The organism is Mucilaginibacter sp. R-33, assembly GCF_049949235.1.
In the GTDB taxonomy this organism is placed as follows: domain Bacteria; phylum Bacteroidota; class Bacteroidia; order Sphingobacteriales; family Sphingobacteriaceae; genus Mucilaginibacter.
Genome location: NZ_CP188089.1, coordinates 5,528,717 through 5,550,734, shown reverse-complemented (window position 1 = coordinate 5,550,734; position 22,018 = coordinate 5,528,717). Strand labels below are relative to the sequence as shown.

23 protein-coding genes are annotated in these 22,018 nt (G+C 42.8%); 21 read left to right on the top strand and 2 right to left on the bottom strand.

All coding sequences use genetic code 11. The features are described 5' to 3' along the window. The first annotated feature begins 167 nt into the window (after nucleotides 1-167). From ACP26M_RS22985 to ACP26M_RS22905, 17 genes are all read left to right on the top strand, one after another. Nucleotides 168-923, top strand: a complete 756-nt coding sequence (locus tag ACP26M_RS22985) for an ROK family protein (protein WP_090532325.1) — start codon at nucleotides 168-170, stop codon at nucleotides 921-923. A 38-nt stretch (nucleotides 924-961) separates the two neighbouring features. After that, a complete protein-coding gene (tkt, locus tag ACP26M_RS22980) occupies nucleotides 962-2,965 on the top strand; it encodes a transketolase (protein ID WP_112653383.1) in 2,004 nt (667 codons plus the stop codon). Nucleotides 2,966-3,100: 135 nt separating this feature from the next. Next, on the top strand, nucleotides 3,101-3,808 hold the full coding sequence (gene rpiA / locus ACP26M_RS22975; RefSeq protein ID WP_426583618.1) for a ribose 5-phosphate isomerase A: 708 nt from the start codon (nucleotides 3,101-3,103) through the stop codon (nucleotides 3,806-3,808). 269 nt (nucleotides 3,809-4,077) lie between these two features. Next, complete coding sequence (gene tal / locus ACP26M_RS22970; protein ID WP_426583616.1) at nucleotides 4,078-5,166, top strand: transaldolase; 1,089 nt, start codon at nucleotides 4,078-4,080, stop codon at nucleotides 5,164-5,166. A gap of 105 nt (nucleotides 5,167-5,271) precedes the next feature. Next, the gene (locus tag ACP26M_RS22965; RefSeq protein ID WP_274986012.1) at nucleotides 5,272-5,898 is read left to right on the top strand and encodes an HAD family hydrolase; all 627 of its coding nucleotides are present in this window, start codon (nucleotides 5,272-5,274) and stop codon (nucleotides 5,896-5,898) included. After that, nucleotides 5,895-7,319, top strand: coding sequence for an NADP-dependent phosphogluconate dehydrogenase (gene gndA / locus ACP26M_RS22960; RefSeq protein ID WP_426583613.1), 1,425 nt, complete (start codon nucleotides 5,895-5,897; stop codon nucleotides 7,317-7,319). The genes ACP26M_RS22965 and gndA overlap by 4 nt, the downstream gene beginning before the upstream one ends. 26 nt (nucleotides 7,320-7,345) lie before the next feature. Next, nucleotides 7,346-8,860, top strand: coding sequence for a glucose-6-phosphate dehydrogenase (gene zwf, locus ACP26M_RS22955; protein ID WP_426583611.1), 1,515 nt, complete (start codon nucleotides 7,346-7,348; stop codon nucleotides 8,858-8,860). Nucleotides 8,861-8,867: 7 nt separating this feature from the next. Then, a complete protein-coding gene (gene pgl, locus ACP26M_RS22950) occupies nucleotides 8,868-9,599 on the top strand; it encodes a 6-phosphogluconolactonase (RefSeq protein WP_426583609.1) in 732 nt (243 codons plus the stop codon). Nucleotides 9,600-9,989: 390 nt separating this feature from the next. Further along, nucleotides 9,990-10,595, top strand: a complete 606-nt coding sequence (locus ACP26M_RS22945) for an outer membrane beta-barrel protein (protein WP_426583607.1) — start codon at nucleotides 9,990-9,992, stop codon at nucleotides 10,593-10,595. Between the two features lie 173 nt (nucleotides 10,596-10,768). After that, nucleotides 10,769-12,217 carry a sigma-54-dependent transcriptional regulator gene (locus tag ACP26M_RS22940; protein ID WP_426583605.1) on the top strand — a complete coding sequence of 483 codons (1,449 nt, stop codon included), beginning with the start codon at nucleotides 10,769-10,771 and terminating at the stop codon, nucleotides 12,215-12,217. A 1-nt stretch (nucleotide 12,218) separates the two neighbouring features. Further along, on the top strand, nucleotides 12,219-12,422 hold the full coding sequence (locus tag ACP26M_RS22935; RefSeq protein WP_176625913.1) for a hypothetical protein: 204 nt from the start codon (nucleotides 12,219-12,221) through the stop codon (nucleotides 12,420-12,422). Nucleotides 12,423-12,500: 78 nt separating this feature from the next. Further along, complete coding sequence (locus ACP26M_RS22930; protein WP_176625915.1) at nucleotides 12,501-13,535, top strand: AI-2E family transporter; 1,035 nt, start codon at nucleotides 12,501-12,503, stop codon at nucleotides 13,533-13,535. A 163-nt stretch (nucleotides 13,536-13,698) separates the two neighbouring features. Further along, nucleotides 13,699-13,965, top strand: coding sequence for a YtxH domain-containing protein (locus ACP26M_RS22925; RefSeq protein ID WP_090532345.1), 267 nt, complete (start codon nucleotides 13,699-13,701; stop codon nucleotides 13,963-13,965). A 60-nt stretch (nucleotides 13,966-14,025) separates the two neighbouring features. Continuing rightward, nucleotides 14,026-14,376, top strand: coding sequence for a phage holin family protein (locus ACP26M_RS22920; protein ID WP_426583602.1), 351 nt, complete (start codon nucleotides 14,026-14,028; stop codon nucleotides 14,374-14,376). Between the two features lie 3 nt (nucleotides 14,377-14,379). Then, nucleotides 14,380-14,826, top strand: a complete 447-nt coding sequence (locus ACP26M_RS22915; protein WP_176625917.1) for a hypothetical protein — start codon at nucleotides 14,380-14,382, stop codon at nucleotides 14,824-14,826. Between the two features lie 279 nt (nucleotides 14,827-15,105). Beyond that, nucleotides 15,106-15,765 carry a tRNA (guanosine(46)-N7)-methyltransferase TrmB gene (gene trmB / locus ACP26M_RS22910; RefSeq protein WP_426583600.1) on the top strand — a complete coding sequence of 220 codons (660 nt, stop codon included), beginning with the start codon at nucleotides 15,106-15,108 and terminating at the stop codon, nucleotides 15,763-15,765. After that, nucleotides 15,765-16,097 (top strand): MGMT family protein, encoded by a 333-nt coding sequence (locus ACP26M_RS22905; protein WP_426583598.1) that lies wholly within the window; start codon nucleotides 15,765-15,767, stop codon nucleotides 16,095-16,097. Before trmB ends, ACP26M_RS22905 begins: the two co-directional genes overlap by 1 nt. A gap of 218 nt (nucleotides 16,098-16,315) precedes the next feature. On the opposite strand, the gene ACP26M_RS22900 is transcribed toward ACP26M_RS22905, so the two are convergent. Together ACP26M_RS22900 and ACP26M_RS22895 are read right to left on the bottom strand one after the other, a co-directional pair. Then, nucleotides 16,316-16,675 (bottom strand): VOC family protein, encoded by a 360-nt coding sequence (locus ACP26M_RS22900; RefSeq protein ID WP_426583596.1) that lies wholly within the window; start codon nucleotides 16,673-16,675, stop codon nucleotides 16,316-16,318. A 127-nt stretch (nucleotides 16,676-16,802) separates the two neighbouring features. Next, nucleotides 16,803-17,180, bottom strand: a complete 378-nt coding sequence (locus ACP26M_RS22895) for a VOC family protein (RefSeq protein ID WP_426583594.1) — start codon at nucleotides 17,178-17,180, stop codon at nucleotides 16,803-16,805. A 121-nt stretch (nucleotides 17,181-17,301) separates the two neighbouring features. On the opposite strand from ACP26M_RS22895, the gene ACP26M_RS22890 reads away from it, so the two are divergent. The 4 genes from ACP26M_RS22890 (at nucleotide 17,302) to polA (ending at nucleotide 21,884) form a co-directional block, all read left to right on the top strand. Continuing rightward, on the top strand, nucleotides 17,302-17,649 hold the full coding sequence (locus tag ACP26M_RS22890) for a carboxymuconolactone decarboxylase family protein (protein ID WP_090532360.1): 348 nt from the start codon (nucleotides 17,302-17,304) through the stop codon (nucleotides 17,647-17,649). Between the two features lie 106 nt (nucleotides 17,650-17,755). Next, nucleotides 17,756-18,355: a biopolymer transporter ExbD gene (locus ACP26M_RS22885; protein ID WP_426583591.1), complete on the top strand. Its 600-nt coding sequence runs from the start codon at nucleotides 17,756-17,758 to the stop codon at nucleotides 18,353-18,355. Next, nucleotides 18,355-18,918, top strand: a complete 564-nt coding sequence (locus tag ACP26M_RS22880) for a DNA-3-methyladenine glycosylase I (RefSeq protein WP_426583589.1) — start codon at nucleotides 18,355-18,357, stop codon at nucleotides 18,916-18,918. Before ACP26M_RS22885 ends, ACP26M_RS22880 begins: the two co-directional genes overlap by 1 nt. 158 nt (nucleotides 18,919-19,076) lie before the next feature. After that, nucleotides 19,077-21,884, top strand: a complete 2,808-nt coding sequence (polA, locus tag ACP26M_RS22875; RefSeq protein WP_426583587.1) for a DNA polymerase I — start codon at nucleotides 19,077-19,079, stop codon at nucleotides 21,882-21,884. Nucleotides 21,885-22,018 lie beyond the last annotated feature (134 nt).

Here is a 22,018-nt window from a genome sequence, read left to right as displayed (position 1 = left end):
ATTGACTCGTTAAATAAAAGCAACGCTAACTTTACCTTTGTTGCTTTAATGGGATAAATTGATTTTATCGCATTATTTAACAATTTGATATTATTAAAATGTGATATTTATGCGCTGGGAATTAAGGGTTTCACCAAATTGCCAACCAGCTAAATAAATTACGCTAAATGAAAAAAACACCATCCCAATTAAGGGTTCTCTCAATCGATATCGGTGGATCACATATTAAAGCCACTATCCTGAATAAAAAAGGGGATTTAAAAATGGAGTACGACAAGATACCTACTCCCGCTCCTGCAAATCCCGAAAACGTTATAAAAGCTATCAACACCCTTGTGAAGGATTTTCCGGCATATGATAAAATATCGGTTGGTTTTCCGGGTTATGTAAAAAACGGGGTTGTTAAAACCGCGCCTAACCTTGGTACCGATTACTGGGCTGATGTTGATTTAAGCAAAAAACTGGAAAAAGCATTAGGCAAACCAACGCAGGTAGTTAACGATGCCGATATGCAGGGCCTTGGCGTAGTTGCCGGGAAAGGCCTCGAAATGGTGATAACCCTGGGCACAGGTTTTGGTACTGCTTTGTTAATGGACGGTCATTTATTGCCCCACTTTGAGCTGGCGCACCTCCCGATAAAAGAAGGTATTACCTATGATAACTATATCGGCGAGAAGGCTTTGGAGAAAGAAGGCAAAGAGAAATGGAACAAACGCATGAAAAAGGTTTTCAAAATATTGAAAACTGTATTCAATTACGATACTTTATACATTGGCGGCGGCAATTCAGATGAGCTTACCTTTAAGCTCGACAAAAACATGAAAATAGTTACCAATGCCGATGGTATCAAGGGCGGCGCAAGGCTTTGGCTCAGCGAGGACGAAAGTAAAACCAAGCGCAAAATAGCAACACCTACCGAGTAAATTAAAAACTAACACTAACTACAATACCTGATAACAAAATGGAAAACCAACAAGACATAGAAAAATTGGCGATTGATACCGTAAGGGTATTGGCAGCCGATGCTGTGCAAAAAGCAAACTCAGGCCACCCTGGTACAGCTATGGCGCTGGCACCAATGGGCCACGTTTTATGGACAAAGTTTTTAAATTACAATCCTAAAAACCCCGATTGGGCAAACCGCGACAGGTTTATCCTTTCGGCAGGCCACGCTTGTATTTTACAGTACAACTTTTTGTATTTAATGGGCTATGATCTTTCGTTAGATGATATCAAACAGTTTCGCCAGCTAAACAGCAAAACGGCCGGTCACCCCGAATATGGATTGGCGCCCGGCATTGAAGTAACTACTGGTCCGCTCGGACAGGGTTTTGCCAATGCTGTGGGTTTTGCCATTGCTCAAAAACACCTGGCTGCCCGTTACAACAAACCTGGTTTTGAACTGTTCAACTACAATATTTACACCATCTGCAGCGATGGCGACTTGATGGAAGGTGTAACTTCCGAAGCGGCATCATTGGCTGGTCACCTGCAATTGGGCAACCTCATCTATTTATATGATGACAACCACATCTCTATTGAAGGCAGCACTGATATTGCTTTTAATGAAGATGTAAGCGCCCGTTTTCGCGCATACGGCTGGCACGTGCAGGATCTTACTGACGTAAACGATACCCACGCGCTTGAGCTGGCTTTGATCAATGCCAAAGCCGAAACTCAGAAACCATCATTTATCCGCGTTCGCTCGCTGATTGCCTATGGTAGCCCTAATAAATCGGGCACTGCAGGTTCACATGGTTCGCCGCTTGGCGCCGACGAAATTAAACTGGTAAAACAGTTCTTCGGTTTCGATCCTGAAAAATCATTCAACGTACCTGACGAGGTGCTGGATTACTATCACAAAAAAGGTGCACGCGGCGCTGCAGTTGAAGAAAAATGGAACAAATTATTTGCAGATTATAAAGCAAAATTTCCTGAGTTAGCCGCCGAATACGAAGCTGCCGCGAAAGGCGAACTACCTGCAGGCTGGAAAGATAAATTGCCGGTATTTAAAGGTTCCGACCCTAAAATGGCAACCCGCCAGGCCTCAGGCAAAGTATTAAACGCTATTGCGCCGGCATTGCCAAACCTTATTGGCGGTGCGGCCGACCTTGCCCCATCAACCGAAACTAACCTGAAAGAGTACGATTCGTTTACATCAGAAAACCGTGCAGGCCGCAACTTCCACTTCGGAATCCGTGAGCATGCTATGGGTTCGGCTTTAAATGGTATGGCTTTAACCAAAGGCGTACTACCGTTTGGTGCTACCTTCCTGATGTTCTCTGAATATATGCGCCCGCCAATCCGCCTGGCGGCCATCATGAAAATAAACCCGATTTTTGTTTATACGCATGATAGTATTGGTTTGGGCGAGGATGGTACTACTCACCAGCCTATTGAGCAATTGGCTTCTTTACGTTCGATACCAAACTTAACCGTGATCCGTCCGGCTGATGCCAACGAAAGCGCGCATGCATGGCGTGTTGCCATCGAGAAAAAAGGCGGCCCAACTGTGCTGATCTTCACCCGCCAGGGCCTACCTATCCTTGACCAGGATAAATATGGCAAAGCCGAAAACCTGGAAAAAGGTGCTTATATCCTTTCAGAAGGCAGCAAAGGCCCGGATCTGATCCTGATAGCTACCGGATCTGAAGTAGCCTTAATTATGCAGGCGCAGGAAAAACTGGAAGCTGAAGGTATTTCAACCCGCGTGGTAAGCATGCCATCATGGGAATTGTTTGAAAAACAGGATGCGGCTTACAAAGAATCAGTATTCCCTAAAGCAAGTAAAAAACGTTTGGCGGTTGAAATGGCATCACCAATGGGCTGGCACAAATACATCACCGACGAAGGCGATATGTTAGGCATGACAACCTTCGGTGAATCGGCCCCTGCCGAAGACCTTTACAAACATTTCGGCTTTACTGTTGATAACGTTGTTAAAAAAGCAAAAGCTCTTTTATAGAGGCAAGAAATCAAGAGTCAGGAATCAAGATTTTCCTGGCTCTTGATTTAAAAAATATACAAGTAAGAATCAAACGGTAAGAAGATAAGTTTTTCTTCTTGTCTCTTGGTTCTTGACTTCTTGATTCTAATCAAAATGAACTGGAACAGCAACCTGATAAATAACCTGGAGTGGGCCGATAAGATTATCAATATCGAAGGCAAACAAAAGGTAGCTGCCGAAATAGCGGCAAAAGTTAAGGATGGCGATATTATAGGTGTTGGCTCGGGTTCAACATCATACCTGGCTTTGGTGGCCATTGCCCAAAGGGTAAAAGATGAAAAGCTGAATGTAAAGGCTATCCCTACTTCGGTAGAGCTTTCTATGTTTTGCGCCAAATTAGGTTTGCCTGTTACAACACTGTATGAATATAAACCCGATTGGCTTTTTGACGGAGCAGATGAGGTTGACCCCGACAAAAGCCTGATCAAAGGGCGCGGCGGGGCTATGTTTAAAGAGAAGTTGCTCATCAGCTCAAGTGAAGTAAGTTATATTATAGTTGATGAGTCGAAAATGGTTGATAAATTAGGCTCGAAATTTCCGGTACCTATTGAGGTTTTTCCGCAGGCATTGCCTTATGTAGAAAAGGAACTGAAAAGTTTGGGAGCTACAGAATTAACCATCAGGCCGGCAAAAGGCAAGGATGGTCCAATAATTTCAGAAAACGGCAACCTTGTATTGGATGCTAAGTTTGAGGAAATCGGTAAAAGTTTTGAAAAAGATATTAAATCGATAACCGGAGTAATTGAAAGCGGGCTTTTTATCGGCTTTGATGTGAATATTATCATGGCCTCGAACAGTTAGATTTAGCCTTAAGTTCGACATCTTTAGTCCGAAATCTTAAAGAAAATGAGACTTTTGATTTGCTAATTCCAATTTAAGGTTAAAAACCAGAATTTACTGCTAAAAACTGCAGGCTTAACCCGGAAATATTAACAAAGTATGATATAAATCTTACAATTACTGACATTCTTATTAAGAACTTTACATAATAGACCGATTTGGTAGCAATTTTTACTACCTTCATCGCGCTTTTAACAAAATAATTAACAAACACAAAAACAAACCCTATTATGGCAACTAATAACGTAGCACAGATACATGGTTTTGGTCAGAGTATCTGGCTTGATTTTATTGACCGTGAGATCATTTCTTCAGGAAAACTTAAACAATTAATTGACGTTGACGGCGTACGCGGCGTTACTTCAAACCCTGCAATTTTTGAAAAGGCTATCAGCAGCAGTTCTGATTATGATGCTGATATTGCCGCGCTCAAATCTGAAAGCGACAACGAAAAGCTGTTTTTTGAAATAGCTGTTAAAGATATCCAGGCTGCTGCCGACCTGTTTAAAGGCGTTTACGAAGAATCAAACAAAGTTGATGGTTACGTAAGCCTTGAGGTCTCTCCGTTCCTGGCTTTAGATACTGAAGGTACTGCTAAACAAGCCGAAGAACTTTGGAAAAAAGTTAACCGCGAAAACGTAATGATCAAAATCCCTGGCACTAAACCAGGTTTGGCCGCTATTCAGCAATCAATTGCAAAAGGCATCAATATCAATGTTACACTGCTGTTTGGCTTAGAACGTTATGAAGAAGTAACCGAAGCTTACATTGCAGGCCTGGAAGAGCATTTAGCTGCAGGTCATAAAATTGCCCACATCGCGTCAGTAGCCAGTTTCTTCCTGAGCCGTATTGATGTTATTGTGGACCCGATTATTGAAGCAAAAGGCGAAAAAGAGCTGTATGGTGAGGTCGCAATCGCGTCAGCTAAAAAAGCATACGAAATTTATAAAAGGGTATTCAGCAGCGAAAGGTGGAAAAAACTTGCCGAGCAAGGCGCACAACCACAGCGTTTATTATGGGCAAGTACAGGTAGTAAAAACCCTGCATTTAAAGATACCAAATATGTTGAGGCATTAATTGGCCCGGACACAGTTGATACCGTTCCTTTGGAAACTGTTGACGCTTTCCGTGATCATGGTGTTGCTGCAAACACGTTAGAAACCGGTTTAGATAAAGCTAACGAGATCTTAGCCAAACTACCATCTTTAGGTATCGACCTTGCTGCTGTAACCCAGCAGTTAGAAGATGAAGGCATCGAAAAATTCAACAAGCCATTTGAAAAGTTGTTGAACGCCATCGAAACACAGAAGAATAAGTAATCAAGTTCTAAGTCTTAAGCCGAAAGTCCAAGTTCGAAGTCGGGATTATTTCTTTGACTTTGAACTTAAGACTTTAGACTAACGACTTTAATACAAAATACATCTATGGAAGTTGCTGATCTGAAGATCCTTTTTTTTGACGTGGGCGGCATTTTGCTGTCGAACGGATGGGGGCATGAGGCGCGCGAAGAAGCGGCCAAACGTTTTAACCTTGATTACGACGAAGTTAACGCGCTGCATAATTTCATTTTTAATGTATATGAAATTGGTAGCATCACGCTCGACGAATACCTTGATACGGTGATATTTAACCACCCGAGGGATTTTGTACGCGAAGATTTTAAGGATTTTATCTATTCTACATCTGTTGAATTGCCCATGCTGCAATTCCTTAAAGACTGGAAAAAAGATTGTGGCTTCCGTATTATTTCAGTGAACAACGAAGGCAAGGAGCTGAACGACTACCGGGTGCGTAAATTTAAACTGCATGAATGTTTTGATGCCTTTGTATCATCATGCGAAGTAAAAATGCGCAAACCCGACCCCGGCATATGGCAGTTAGCTATGGGTATAGCCCAGGTATCGCCTCAACAATGCGTGTATTTTGACGACAGAAAGATGTTTGTTGATACCGCCCAAAAACTGGGGATCCGTTCTTTTCAGCATACCAGCCTCGAAAGCACCAAGAAAATTTTAGAAACTCTTAAAAAAGAAAACCTCAAAACAAAATGAGCGCAACAGAAAACAAATACGCCTTTGGCATGATAGGCCTGGGTGTTATGGGTCGCAGCCTGCTGCTAAATATGGCCGATCATGGCTTCGCGGTGGCCGGGCACGATAAAGATACCGGTAAAGTAGATTCATTGAACCAGGAAGCTGGTGACAGGGCCGCTAAGGGCTTTGCCGATGTTAAAGAATTTATACAGAGCCTTACCACACCAAGGGCTATCATGATGTTAGTGCCTGCCGGTAAAATTGTTGACGCTGTAATTGAGGAATTAACCCCGTTATTGGAAAAAGGCGATATCCTGATTGATGGCGGTAACTCGCACTTCACTGATACAAACCGTCGTGTTGAGGAACTGGAGGCCAAAGGCCTGCATTTCTTCGGTATGGGCGTATCAGGCGGTGAAGAAGGTGCCCGTCGTGGCCCAAGCATGATGCCGGGTGGCGATAAGGATGCTTATGCTGTGATGAAACCTATTTTTGAAGCCATCGCTGCTAAAGTTAACGGCGAACCTTGTGTTACTTACATTGGCCCTGGCGCATCAGGTCATTTTGTTAAAATGGTTCACAACGGCATCGAGTACGGTATTATGCAGGTAATTGCCGAAACTTATGAGATCCTTAAAAAAGGCTTAAAGTTAGGTAACGATGAAATTGGCGATCTGTTCACTAAATGGAACGAAGGCCGTTTACAGTCATTCCTTTTAGATATCACCAAAGATATTTTCAAATACAAAGCATCTGGAACCGATCATTTATTGTTAGATGATATTAAAGACGAAGCGAAAGCTAAAGGTACAGGTAAATGGACGTCGCAGGTGGCTATGGATTTGGTAACCCCAATCCCAACCATCGATACATCTGTATCAATGCGCGATCTTTCAAAATACAAATCACTGCGCGAAAAAGCTTCTGCCCTTTATAACGACCCTATCGAGCTTAAAGGCGATAAGGAGGAGTTGTTGGTTGCTTTAGAGCAGGCTTTCTATTTTACCAGCATCCTTACTTATGCACAGGGTATGCACCTGCTTACCAAAGCATCTGAAGAGTATAAATATGACCTTCATTTGGGCGAAATTGCCAAGATCTGGAGAGGCGGCTGTATCATCCGTTCAGAATTTTTGAATGACATTTACAATGCTTATAATAAAGATCAGGCACTGCCTCACCTGTTGCTTGACAGTGATATACAAGCATTGGTTGCCGGTACCTTACCAGGCATCAGGAAAGTATTATCGGCTACTATTGCTGCCGGTGTTGCTGCTCCTGGTTATGCTTCAGCATTGAGCTATTTTGATGCTTTCCGCAGCGAAAGAATGCCTTCAAACCTTACCCAGGCCCAGCGTGATTATTTTGGCGCGCACACTTATGAGCTGATTGGTAAAGAAGGCACCTTCCATACACAATGGGCTCCGGCAAACGACTAATTGACGCTATTAATTAAAACAAAACAATGAGCACAACAGCTAAATCAGACCCTACCATATTTATCATTTTTGGTGGAACGGGAGATTTGAACTCCCGGAAAATTGCGCCGGCCCTATATAATCTATTTTTAGATGGATGGATGCCCAAACAATTTTCAATCATTGGTACCGGTCGTACCAAGCTAACCGACGAGCAATTCAGAGAAAACCTATATAAAGATATCAACCAGTTTTCGCGCAGCGGTAAAACGGATGATAAACAATGGGCCGAATTTGTAAAAAACGTTTATTACCAGGTATCTGACGCTACTGATTTTGAAACATACAAAGAATTTGGCAAACGCATTGAAAAACACAACGCCGAGTGGAAAACTAGGGCAAACGTGTTGTTTTACCTTGCGGTAGCGCCTAATTTCTTCCCGATCATTGCATCAAACATATCAAAAGCTAAACTGGCCGATGATAAAAAACGTGTAAGGATCATCATTGAGAAACCATTTGGACACGACCTGGAAACTGCAAAAGATCTGAACCAGTTATTGAAAAGCATTTTTGATGAATGCCAGATCTATCGTATCGATCATTACCTGGGTAAAGAAACTGTTCAAAATATCATGGCTTTCCGTTTTGCCAACTCCATTATGGAGCCGCTATGGAACCGTAACCATATTGAGCACGTACAAATTTCAGTTACCGAGCAATTGGGCGTTGAAGAACGTGGCGACTATTACGATGGCTCAGGTGCGATGAGGGATATGATCCAGAACCACCTGCTGCAATTGCTTTGCCACGTGGCTATGGAGCCTCCTATCAGTTTTAGCGCCGATGAAGTACGCGACCGCAAAGTTGACGTATTGAAAGCAATGCGCAAGTTTACTGCTGAAGACGTACGTAACTCAACAGTTAGGGGCCAATACGGCAGCGGATGGATGAAAGGTAAAGAAGTACCGGGATATCGAGAAGAGCCAAAGGTTAACACCGAATCAAATACTGAAACATTTGCGGCCATCAAGTTCTTTATCGACAACTGGCGCTGGCAGGGTGTTCCATTCTATTTACGTACAGGTAAAAGAATGCACCAGTCATCATCAGTGATTACTATCCAGTTTAAAGATGTCCCTCACCAGATTTTCCCGGCCGAAGCTACTGAAAGCTGGCAGCAAAACAGGTTGATCATCAGCATTCAGCCAGAGATGAGCATCCGTTTGCAGGTTCAGGCTAAACGCCCCGGTATCGATATGGTATTAAACGCCGTTGATATGGTGTTTGACTATAAAGGTACCTACACCAACCAGGCGCCTGAAGCCTATGAAACACTGATCCTGGATACCATGATGGGCGATCAAACCCTGTTTATGCGTGGTGACCAGGTTGAGGCAGCATGGGAACTGGTAATGCCGATACTAAACACATGGCAAAATAAAAAGAGCCTTAACTTCCCTAATTATTCGGCCGATTCATGGGGCCCTGAAGCAGCAGAAGCTTTAATTGCACGTGATGGCTATAATTGGTTTACTTTACCTGTAAATGGTAAAAAATAAAAAGCTGATGAAACTGAATATCTATAACACGGAAGGTGAAGTTTTAACCGGGCTGGCCGATCATTTTGTTACCCTGGCTACCGAAGCCATCAACAAAAACGGCAAGTTCAGTGTGGCGCTTTCGGGCGGCAGCTCACCTAAAAAGCTATATGAGCTGTTAGCTTCAACAACATACGCCGACCAGGTGGACTGGGAAAAAGTTTTCTTCTTTTTTGGCGATGAGCGCAACGTGCCGCATGACCACAAGGACAGCAATTACCTGATGGCAAAAAAAGCGTTGTTTGAGCCATTGATGATAAGCCCGGCGCAGATTTTTCCGGTTGAGACATCGTTTGGCCCTGCCGAAGCCGCTGCCAAATACTGGGAAGTGATCTCGGCTTTTTTTGATGATGGCGAAGCAAGCTTTGACCTCGTGCTGTTAGGCTTAGGCGATAACTCGCACACAGCATCATTATTCCCTTATACGCCGGTGTTGCATGACCGTGTGCCTGGTGTAAAAGAAGTATGGCTTGAAGATCAGCAGGTATGGCGCATTACCCTCAACGCACCGCTTATTAATGATGCTGCTCAAATAGCATTCTTAGTTTACGGCGCAGGCAAGGCCGAAGCTGTAAAACACATCCTGGAAGATGATGAGGATATTGAGCTTTATCCAGCACAGCTTATTGATTCCATATCCGGCGAAGTAGAATGGTTCCTCGACGAACCTGCTGCTGCCGATTTGGAGAATAAAGAATAATATCCGCTATTATTTTAGCAACTAAAGGGCTTGGGCATTTGCTTAAGCCCTTTTTGTTTTGAGTAGTCCGTAATGATTACCGGATGCACATTGAACATTAATTTCACAGGATTTTTTTCGGCATTTAGTCGTTTCGCCCAATTTCACGCAGAATTCATCATTTTTGGGGTCAAAAACACATGTTAAGCCAATGTTATTTTTGACAGAAAAACAGCAATTACAAGGGCATTTTACACTATCCTGACCAAAATACCCATAGGGTCAAAAAATAAATTACTATTAATCAATTGATTAAATATTCATGACTTTTGGATGAAAAATCACATCTGATTTCTGTTGTTAATTTGCTGTGTGTTTAAGACAACACATATAAAAATTACAACAATAGTTATGAAAAATTTATTCAAAGTTTCAGCATTAGCCCTTGCATTTGCAGGCTTAGCATTTGGTGCAAAAGCACAAACATCTACACCTACTACCACTGCTACAACATCAACTACAACTAAAAGCGGCATCCGTTACAGCATCGGTGTCGACGCAGGTATTCCTCTTGGCGACTTCAAAGACAGATACAAATGGAATTTAGGCGGTTCGGTACAGGCTGATATCCCGGTTGTTTCAAACCAGTTATTTGTTACTGTTAACGCAGGTTACAACAATATCTTTGGTAAAAATGATGTGGTTGTAGGTAATACAACTGTTAGCCCTACCGATTTTCATTTGATCCCGGTTAAAGCAGGTTTGAAATACTTCCCTATCAGCAACTTCTACGTACAAGGTGAAGCTGGTGCTGCATTCCTGTTAAACAAATCTGACGTTGGCGCTAATAAATCAACTGCGTTTGTTTACGCTCCGCAAATTGGTGTTCAGTTCCCGGTGAGTGCAAGCAGCTTTATTGATGCCGGTATCCGCTATGAAGCAACTACCAAATATGCTACCGGCGTTGACGCAAGCAAAGTTAACTTTATAGGTTTACGTGTAGCGTACGGCTTTTAATATATGGCCCTACATATACCTTGATATCAAAAGGGGAGCTCATTCGGGCTCCCCTTTTTTATTATGTTTTTTTAGTTGATATGAACCTTTATAATTAAATAAATCGTATAAATTAGCACATTGTTTGTATTTTGACACGTAATATTACATTTACCGCACAATAATTGCTGAATATGAAAAGGATTCTCATCATTGATGATGAAGTTAATGTGGCGTTATTGCTATCGAAGTTTTTGACGCGGAATGGGTTTGACGTTAGTACGGCATCAAGCGGTACCGGTGGGATGGAAGCGTTGAAAAATGGTGAATATCAACTTGTACTATGTGATTTCAGGCTCGAAGATACCGACGGCCGCGAAATGCTCCGCAATATTAAAATTCAATATCCAAAAACAGGGGTTATCATCATCACCGGCTATTCAGATATTAAAATGGCGGTCGAGCTCATTAAAATGGGGGCCTATGATTATATCACCAAGCCGCTGTATCCTGATGAAATATTAAATACTATTAATAAGGCCCTTGAAACCCACCATGCCCTGGTTGAAATTGACGAGGAGCCCCAGGCGACTATTTTACCTGAGAAAACTAAAGTTAACACTGTAAAAAAAACCGTTTTTGCAGCCGAATTTGTAACCGGCACCAGCCGCGCGTCAAAAGAGCTCGCCCGGCAGATAGAACTGGTGGCACCAACAAACTACAGTGTTATTATTTTAGGCGAAAGCGGTACCGGAAAAGAATCCGTAGCGAAAAGCATTCACCTTAACAGTCCGCGGCACAACCAGCCTTTTATAGCAATGGATTGCGGTTCTTTAACCAAGGAGCTCGCGGCAAGTGAATTTTTTGGCCACGAAAAAGGTTCATTTACCGGCGCTTTATATACTAAAATAGGCCACTTTGAAATGGCTAACGGAGGCACTTTATTTTTAGATGAAGTGGGCAACCTTTCGTACGAGATCCAGGCAGCTTTACTTCGTACCGTACAGGAACGTAAAGTCAAAAGAATAGGCAGCACCAAGGAGATCGATCTTGATGTACGTATTATCATTGCCACCAACGAGAACCTGCAGGAGGGAATCCAGAAAGGCCGTTTCCGCGAAGATCTTTATCATCGCTTTAACGAGTTCAGTATTTACATGCCGCCTTTACGTGAGCGCGGCCATGATATTATATTACTGGCCGAACATTTTTTAAAAATAGCCAACCAGGAGCTCGGGCGCAATGTTGAATCGTTTTCGCAGGAGGTCGTGGATTGCTTTATGAACTACCGCTGGCCGGGCAATATCCGAGAGCTTAAAAATGTGATCCGCCGTGCAGCGCTTTTAGCCGAGGGCAATGAGATCACGCTTAAAGCATTGCCGCTTGAAATGTCGACCTATAAATTATCATACGAAACGGCTAATCATTATACGCAGCATCATCATGCCACAGCGCATGTGGCAGAAGCCCCTGAGTCAAAAGAACCTCGTCATGACCTTAAAAATGCCGCGCTCGAGGCCGAGTATGAAACAATTATAAGGGTGTTAAGGGAAGTTAATTTCAACAAAACCAAAGCTGCCGAAATCCTGAATATCGACCGCAAAACGCTTTATAATAAAATGAAGGCCATTAACCTTAAGTAAAATGGGGGCTTATGAAGAAAAGGACGATGCCGAGGCCCTGCGTAAATTAAGGCACGATATAAAAAACCAATTATCAAACATTCACCTGGCGCTTGAGCAATTACGGTATGAAATACCCAATCCAACATCAGACTGTTTGTTTTACATGGATACCATAGAAATAAGTTCAATCCGGATCAATACCCTGCTTAACGATACTAATTAAAGGCGTTGCAATTAATGCTTGAAACGCTAAAACTTTTTGGCGTTTTTTTGTTTAAGCAAGTATCAATCAACAGCCTACATGTCAGTCTTCAATTATAAGCAGCGCAACAATATTATCCTGGCGAGTATCATTATACTTGGCTGTTTTTTATTATATGCGCTCAGCAGCTTGTTTAGCTCAATTCTTGGTGCAGTAGTGCTGTTCACCATTTTTCGTCCCCTTTACATTAATCTTGCCGAAAACAAAGGATGGAACCGCTCGCTGGTGGCCCTGCTTATTATTTTTATATCGCTTATCGTTATCGTGATCCCTTTCTTAACACTAAGCATAATGGTTGTGGGCAAAATTTCAAGCATCAACCTTAAAGATCTCCCTATTGACCAATGGATCTCAAAAATCGATGCTTTTGCCGGCGCTAACCTTAATCAACCTCATTTTGCCGAAGACACGTTACAAAAATTAAGCACCTTTGCCACCGGCCTCTTCCCGTCTATACTGGGCAGCGCGGCCAACACCATATTGACCCTGCTGGTATTGTATATTATACTGTATTTCATGTTTACACAAATTCGTGAATTTGAGGCCGGGCTATTGAAATATGCGCCATTCAGGGAGCAGCATGCATTGAAATTTGCCAATGCCCTGCGCGATTCTACCTATTCAAATGTTTTAGGCCAGGGAATTATAGCACTTACGCAAGGAATATTACTGGCCAACGGATTTTGGATATTCGGCATTCCCGACCCTATTTTTTGGGGGGTTATCGCTATCTTTATTTCGTTTTTACCGGTGGTAGGTGCACCAACACTTTGTATCCCGGCAAGCATTGTATTGTTTGCACAGGGGCACAACTGGCAGGGAGTAGCATTACTGGCTTACGGTTTATTGTTCATTGGCAATATTGATAATTTTTTGCGCATGATCATTAATAAACGCGTTGCCAACACACACCCTATTATTTCGATAATAGGCGTTTTTATAGGCCTGCCCCTTTTCGGGATCCTGGGCCTGGTGTTTGGCCCGGTGTTGTTATCCTATTTCCTGCTGCTGATGGAAATTTATGAAACAAACCGCATGGCGGCCGACAGGCTTGAACGGATAAACAGCGTATAAAATATACCGTACAGCCCTGAATAGTTTTGTGAACACAGGGTAAAATTTATTTGGCTGATAAAAGTTAATTTATACTTAAATAAAAATAATTGTGCCAAATGCACATATTTGGCAGGATATTTACACGTAACTAATCAAGTGTTCAACTTTTAATTATATTACAATGAATGATAACTCAAAAGTAGTTGTTGCATTGCTTGCCGGTTTAGCAGCAGGGGCAGCGTTAGGTATTTTGTTTGCACCTGATAAAGGCAATGAAACCCGCGACAAGCTTACCGAATCATTAAAAAACCTGGGAGAGTCGATAAAAGATACCGCGGCTGCCGAAATTGACAACCTGGTTGGCTTAAAAGACAAAGTTGTTGAAAACATCAAGTCGAAAATTAAAGGTGCCGAAGAAGAATACCAGGACGACCTGGAGCACGCATAAGCATGTATAACACCAATCCCGGATGCAGATAAACAACATCCGGGATATATAACCTTACCCATGGAAGATAAAAAAGAGACTCAACCACCAGTACCCCCAATAGTTGATCAGTTAAAGGAATATGCCGAAACCCGGTTTAAACTTTTAAAATACGAAGCTATTGAAGGTGGTAGCTCCATATTAGCAAGCATCATTGCCGATTTGGTGACTGTAATAAGCATGGTACTGGCTTTTCTTTTTGCGAGTGTTACTTTGGGCTTTTTTCTTGCCGATATTTTACACTCCTACTGGATGGGTTTTGGATGTATTGCCGTGCTTTACTTTTTGATAGCCATGTTTATCAAGATATTTAAACGACACCTTGAAAGGCCGCTTATCAACATCTTTATTCAAAAAATATTTAAAAGATAAACCATGGATCTTCATATCACCAACATCAGCGATCTGCAAGCCGAAATATTCAGGTTAAAAACGCTTGAAAAACAGCAATCGGTGGCTTTGAAGGCGCGCGTTAACAGCCCTTCTGCTTTATTTTCAACTGTGCTTACGCTGTTCCCGCGTTCAAATGATACTGATGGTGTAAAAAATACCAGTTTTTTTCATCCCGATATTCTCAACCTCATCTCCAGGTTCGTGATTCCGCTTACCTTGAATAAAACGCTTTTTAAACATTCCAACTTTTTGGTAAAAACACTGGTTGGCCTGGTATCACAAAAAGCTTCAAATTATGTTAACGAGGATACCGTGAGCAGCATTTGGGACAAAGCAAAAGCGCTTTTCGCCAAATTCACCAAAAAGAAAGATGACGCGGCATACAAACCTGCGCCATATGTTAAGCCTGTAGGCGGATCTGTCGTATAATAATTTTTACACGAATTTTTCGAATTGAGACGAATTTCACGAATTAGAATTAAGTTTAATCTTTGAACTTCGTGTAATTCGATTAGTTGCTGCTCAATCTGCAAATCAATTCGTGTTAAAAATTCCCACACGAATTTTGCTAATTATTCGAATGTCTCAAACCTGCTATACAGATCCATTAAACCAATTCGTGTAATTCGATTTAATTGCTCTGCAACAAGCAAATCATTCGTGTTAAAATAATTTCAATATTTTTGCGCTTTATTTTAAAAACGTAAAGTGGGAAAAGATAAGTTAAGGCGTTTTGCCGAGGTTGAAACCTTTAGTAATGTATTGCAATTAGATGCCGGCAAACCGTTTAAGGGCCGGTGGGCCGTTGAGTTTTTTAAGAATGACAACCCGGTTGTGCTTGAACTGGCCTGCGGCAAAGGCGAATATACGGTAAACCTTGCCCGCATGTTCCCCAATAAAAACTTCATTGGTATCGACTACAAAGGCAACCGCATTTGGCGCGGTGCCAAAACTGCCATCGAAGATGGTGTGCCTAATGTTGCTTTTTTACGCATCCAGATCGAAAACCTGCTCGATTATTTTGCCCCCCGCGAAATAGATGAGATCTGGATCACCTTTCCCGATCCGCAACCGCAGATAAGCCGCGAAAAAAAGCGACTGACATCGCCCCGTTTTTTAGATAAATACATCATCACGCTAAAGCCGGACGGCTGTGTTAACCTTAAAACGGATAACGATGGATTACACGCCTATACTGTCGAAAAAATTGACGAGCTAAAGCTAAACCTTCACGCCAGAACCGAAGACCTTTATCATTCGGAATATGCAGACGATGTGCTTTCTATCAAAACTTACTACGAGAAAAAATATTTAAAGGATAACAAAAACATTAACTACCTTAAGTTTTCATTTCCTGAAAATGCCTGATGGAGGACATTAATTTTTTTGAAAAAGTTTACCAAGTAGCCCGGCTCATTCCGCCGGGACGGGTGACCTCATACGGAGCTATTGCAGCCTATCTTGGTACCAAAGGCTCATCGCGCATGGTAGGCTGGGCCATGCAGGCGGCCGGGAACGCAAAGCCTCCGGTACCTGCACACAGGGTAGTAAACCGCCAGGGCCTGCTAACCGCAAAAGCCCATTTCGGCGGTAACCGCATGGCCGTAATGCTGGAAAGTGAAGGTGTAAAAGTAGTTGACGATCAGGTGCAGGATTTTAAAACAGTTTTTTGGGACCCTATGGTAGAACTGGCGTTGTAATCTCCCGCTAAACTCATTTAACCCTGTCATTGAGGAGCGAGCTGGATAGTGCGTGAGCGCGACGTGGCAATCTCGTAGCTAATGCATAAAAGTCAAGTATAGATCGACCTATACGCGACGAGATTGCCGCGCTACGCTCGCAATGACATTTTTTTTATTTCAAGATATAGATAATTTAATCTTCCCAATACTTGTTGGCTCCAGCAGCAGTTATTAGTTTACTCCGTAAACTGCAACAACTCCATCCTGTTTCCAAATGGATCAATAAATGAAAACCGCGTGCGATCCGGAAGAACAGGTTCTTCCCAAAACTCAACGCCATAGCTTTCCAAATGGCGTCGCGCTTCGGCAATATCGGCAACCTCAAAGGCGGTATGCCGCGATGTTCGCGGTAAAGCATCTTCGGTACTTAAATGAAGCTGAATATCTGATCTCTGAAACCAATAGCCTTTTGAATTAAAGGCCGGTCGTTCTATCCGCTGTAAACCTACAACATCGGTATAAAAAATCCTTGCTTCTTCCAGCCGCTCCGGCGGAACACAAACCTGGATATGGTCGGCGCGTTTAAAGTTGATCATATTATGAAAAAGGCGTCATTGCGAGGAACGAAGCAATCGCGAACTATACAGAGAATCTTGCTTAGTCGCTCTGCTGTTTGGGGATTACTTCGTCTCCGCAATGACGATTTGTTAATCAATAAGTTATTTATTCATGCTCAGCAAAAGTAAGCACATAACCATTATTATCTTTTATCGAGAATTCGGTTGCACCATAAAAGGTTGCTTCAAGTCCTTTTAATACTGTTACTTTATCCTTTATCTCTTCAAAAAAGGTACGGATATTTTTCAGGTTGATGTACAACAGTAATGAGCCGCCATCAACTCGGCTTATCTCAGGCAGGTCATCGGCTAAACTGCTAAACGTTTGGAACATCATGGTAACGCTGCCATTGGTCATCATTGCCCAAACAAGATCAGTACCGGTTTCGGGTACACTCATGGCTACTTTAAAACCAAGCAGTTCATAGCAGCTGATGGTTGCGGCGATGTCTTTCACAAAAATATTGGGCGATAGGCTTTCCATAATTATCCGGTAAATTTTGTTATTAATGTTACCGGATAAAAATAAAGATTTATACTTTTAATTGCTAATTATTTTAGCTTAATTAGCTTAAATATTTACTCGATAATTAATTCAACATCCCGTGGGAAAACTTGTAGAAGAATTTGACGCCTATCGCTCTAAAATGAACGACAGGATCATGGAAACCGCCAATACCAATATTAAACGCTTTTTTGCACTCGATACCACCAGCTACGCCGAAGGCGCACTGGATGTTAAAACCAAAGAAATGCTCGGCCTAGTTGCCAGCATGGTTTTACGCTGCGACGATTGTATTAAATACCACCTCGGCAAATGCCACGAAGCGGGCGTTAATCACGATGAAATGAACGAGATTTTTATGATAGCCAATTTGGTTGGAGGCTCAATAGTTATTCCACATTATCGCAGAGCGGTAGAATACTGGGATGAATTGAACGAAGTGAAATAAGTACGTGACATCGTCGTTATAACGAGTGAAGCGCGTTCTGTTTAGCATTATAGGCTTCGCTCCTAGTAACTTCGTTGTTTAATCCTTTACTTAACCTTTTCACGTCATGTACAAACCTAATTCCCGCAGAGAGCATTTTGATGTAGATATGTTTCCGATATTCAATTTATTACTGATCGTTCTATCGTTTCTCATGCTGAGTGGTCGTCCGGCAACACGTTATCCTATTTTGATCAATCTGCCGGTTGGATCGTGCTTTAACACCAACGATCCTGAGGGGAATTACGCCACAATTCTCATCGGGCAGAAAAAATTAATGCTCAAACTTGAGGATGCCGATATACGAGAAACTGCTTTAAAACAAATGGGAAGCAAGCACAATATGACATTCACCCCGGCAGATGCAACTAAATTTGGAGAAACGGATGTGATAGGAACGCCACTGCCCCAAATGAAAAAATATATTTCGGGCTATTATAACGCTTCAGATTATTATGCTCAACAAGGGTTGTCACTCATTGAATTAAGCGAGTGGATAATTGAATCGCGCAAAGCAACATGGAAACAGCACAATGCCCGCACACGCATTGTTCTTATGGCCGATGCTGAAACCCCATACCCGGAGATCAAGAAAGTGATAGACATGTTAGGTCAGCAAAAAATCAACAAATTTTCAATCATTTATTCTTACCTAAGACAAATATAATGAGCAATCAAACCAACAACCTAACCCGCTGCATCTGGGCAGGCACCGACGAATTATATATCAAATATCACGATGAAGAATGGGGTAAGGAAGTTCATGACGATCATACCTTATTTGAATTTCTGATATTAGAATCCGCACAGGCCGGGCTTAGCTGGATCACTATATTGCGCCGCCGCGAAGGCTACCGCAAGGCATTTGCTAATTTTGATGTGCAAAAAGTGGCAGCTTTTACCGATGAAGATGTTGAGCGCTTAATGCATGACGAGGGTATCATCCGTAACAGACTTAAAATATTAGCCACTATCAACAATGCTAAACTGTTCATCGGTATACAAAAAGAATTTGGTTCGTTTAATAGATACCTGTATAGCTTTATGCCCGATGGAAAGCCAATCGTAAATCATTCGCACAAAATACCGGCTACCAGCCCCGAATCTGACGCCATCAGTAAGGATCTGAAAAAGCGGGGTTTTAAGTTTTTCGGCAGTACTATTTGTTATGCCCACATGCAGGCTACCGGTATGGTAAATGATCACATTCCTGATTGCAGCTTCAAATAAAACAAACACGAATCTTCACGAATGTGACCGAACTACACAAATTGATAATGAAATTAAAACTATGCAATTCATTAAAAATCGTGTTCTTTGCATAAACACCGGCATCAAAAAATTCGAGTCAATTAGCTTAAATTCGTGCAATTAGTGTCAATGATATTATGAAAAAACTATTTCTTTTGGATGGCATGGCCCTTATTTACCGGGCGCATTTTGCTTTAAGTAAAACACCACGGTTTACCTCAAACGGGCTAAACACCTCGGCAATGATGGGGTTTACAAACACCCTGCTGGATGTTTTGAAAAAGGACGCCCCCACCCACATGGCCGTGGTTTTTGATACCGAAGCACCAACCGAACGACATACCGATTTTGAAGGCTACAAAGCTCACCGTGAAGCCATGCCCGAAGATTTGGCAAAGGCTTTACCGTATGTTATAAAAATCATATTGGGTTTTAACATCCCGGTTATCACGTCGGATGGCTACGAGGCTGACGATATCATCGGTACCCTTGCAAAAAAAGCTGAGCAAAAGGGCTACACTGTTTATTGTATGACTCCCGATAAGGATTTTGGCCAACTGGTATCAGATAATATTTTCATTTATAAACCGGCCCGCATGGGCAACGAGATGGAAATACAAGGAGTGAAAGAGATTTTGGCCAAATGGGAAATCGAGCGCGTTGACCAGGTGATAGATATTTTAGGCTTATGGGGCGATGCGGTAGACGGCATTCCGGGTATTCCAGGCATCGGCGAAAAAACGGCCAAAGCCCTTATTAAACAATATGGCTCGATGGAGAATATCTTTGAGCATAGCCATGAGCTTAAAGGAAAACAACGCGAAAACGTTGAACAGTTTAAAGAGCAGGGCCTGATGTCGAAAAAATTGGCTACCATATTGCTAAATGTACCTGTTGAACTGGATGAAGAAGGCCTCGAAGTATGCGCTCCAAGTAAGGAACTATTAGAGCCGCTTTTTGCCGAATTGGAGTTCCGTACCTTAGGCAAGCGTGTATTTGGTGATGATTTCAGTATTACTGAATTGAAGCCGGCCGGAACCCAGATCGATCTTTTTGGCAATCCAACGGCAACTGGTCGTACCACCATGACGGTTGATGTGGAAGATATTCGTGAGGACCTGATCATCGCTGCCAAAAATATTAACAATACGCCGCATGAGTATCATCTGGCCGACACCCTTGAAAAACGCGCCGAACTGATCAAAATATTAGCGCAGCAGCCAGCCATTTGCTTTGATACCGAAACCACCGGTACCGATCCTAATCATTGCGAGCTGGTAGGACTGTCGTTTTCTGTTAAACCAGGACAGGGCTGGTATGTACCCGTTCCTGCCGACCAGGCCGGGGCGCAAAGCATTGTTACCGAATTTAAAGCAGTTCTTGAAAATGAAAACATCGGCAAAATAGGGCAAAACATTAAGTTTGATATCCTGATGCTGAAATGGTACAACATCGAAGTGAAAGGAACTCTGTTTGATACCATGCTGGCCCATTACATCCTTGATCCGGATACCCGCCACAATATGGATATCCTGTCCGAAAATTACCTTGGCTACAAGCCTGTTTCCATAACCGAGCTTATTGGCCCAAAAGGCAAAAACCAAGGCAATATGCGCGATGTGGATTTTGAAAAAATAAAAGAATACGCAGCCGAAGACGCCGACATCACCCTGCAGCTAAAAGATATTTTTGAGCCTAAACTAAAAGAGGTTGAGGGCGAAAAGCTGGTGAACGAGATAGAGCACCCGCTTATTTATGTACTGGCGGATATGGAGTACGAGGGAGTGAAAATAGACCATGATACCCTGCGTGAGTTTAGCAAGCAACTGGAAACAGATATTGCCCAATATGAAAAAACAGTTTATGAAAAAGCAGGCGTAAAATTTAACATTGCATCGCCAAAACAACTGGGCGAGGTTTTGTTTGAAAAACTGATGCTTGACCCTAAAGCCAAAAAAACCAAAACCGGCCAGTATCAAACCGGAGAGGACGTATTGCTTTCATTAGCTGCCAAGAGCGATATTGTGCGTGATATCCTGGATTTTCGCCAGCTGCAAAAATTAAAATCGACCTATGTTGACGCGCTGCCGCAGATGGTAAATCCTAAAACAGGCCGGGTACACACTTCATACAACCAGGCAGTTGCTGCAACGGGCCGTTTAAGCAGCGTTAACCCCAACCTGCAAAATATCCCTATCCGTACCGAGCGGGGCCGCGAGGTTAGGAAAGCTTTTATCCCGAGGGATAGCAATCACACCATAGTATCTGCTGATTATTCGCAGATCGAACTCCGCATCATTGCCGAGATCAGCAAAGATCCTAACATGATGCAAGCCTTTATCAATAACCACGATATCCACACGGCAACAGCGGCCAACGTTTACGGCATCGGGCTTGACGAGGTAACCAGCGATCAGCGTCGCAACGCCAAGGCGGTTAATTTCGGCATTATTTACGGGCAGTCGGCCTTTGGCTTATCGCAAAGCCTGGGCATACCACGTAAAGAAGCTGCCGAAATTATTGAACAATATTTTATCCAGTTTGCCGGCATTAAACAATACATGAGCGATACCATGAACTTCGCCCGTGAAAACGGTTATGTGTGCACACTGATGGGCCGCCGCCGTTACCTTCGCGATATCAATTCGGCCAATGCAACCGTTCGCGGTTTTGCTGAACGAAATGCTATTAACGCCCCTATACAGGGTTCGGCTGCCGATATGATCAAAATAGCCATGATCAACATTCACCGGGAGTTCAAAGCCCAAAAGCTGGATGCCCGCATGACCATGCAGGTACATGACGAGTTGGTGTTTGACGTACCTAATCATGAGGTAGAGATCGTGAAGCCGATCATTATGCATAATATGAAAACCGCCATCAAAACCGAGGTACCCATCATGGTAGAGATCGGAACCGGATTGAACTGGCTGGAGGCGCATTAGCCCCCCAGCCCCCTAAAGGGGAGCTTCTAAAAAATGTGATCCTTGCGCTCTTTTGTAACGAGCGCTTAATATGGGCTTGCGTTTAAAACGCATCTCTGGCGATGCAATCGCCTAACCGTGTTAAGCACTCGTTG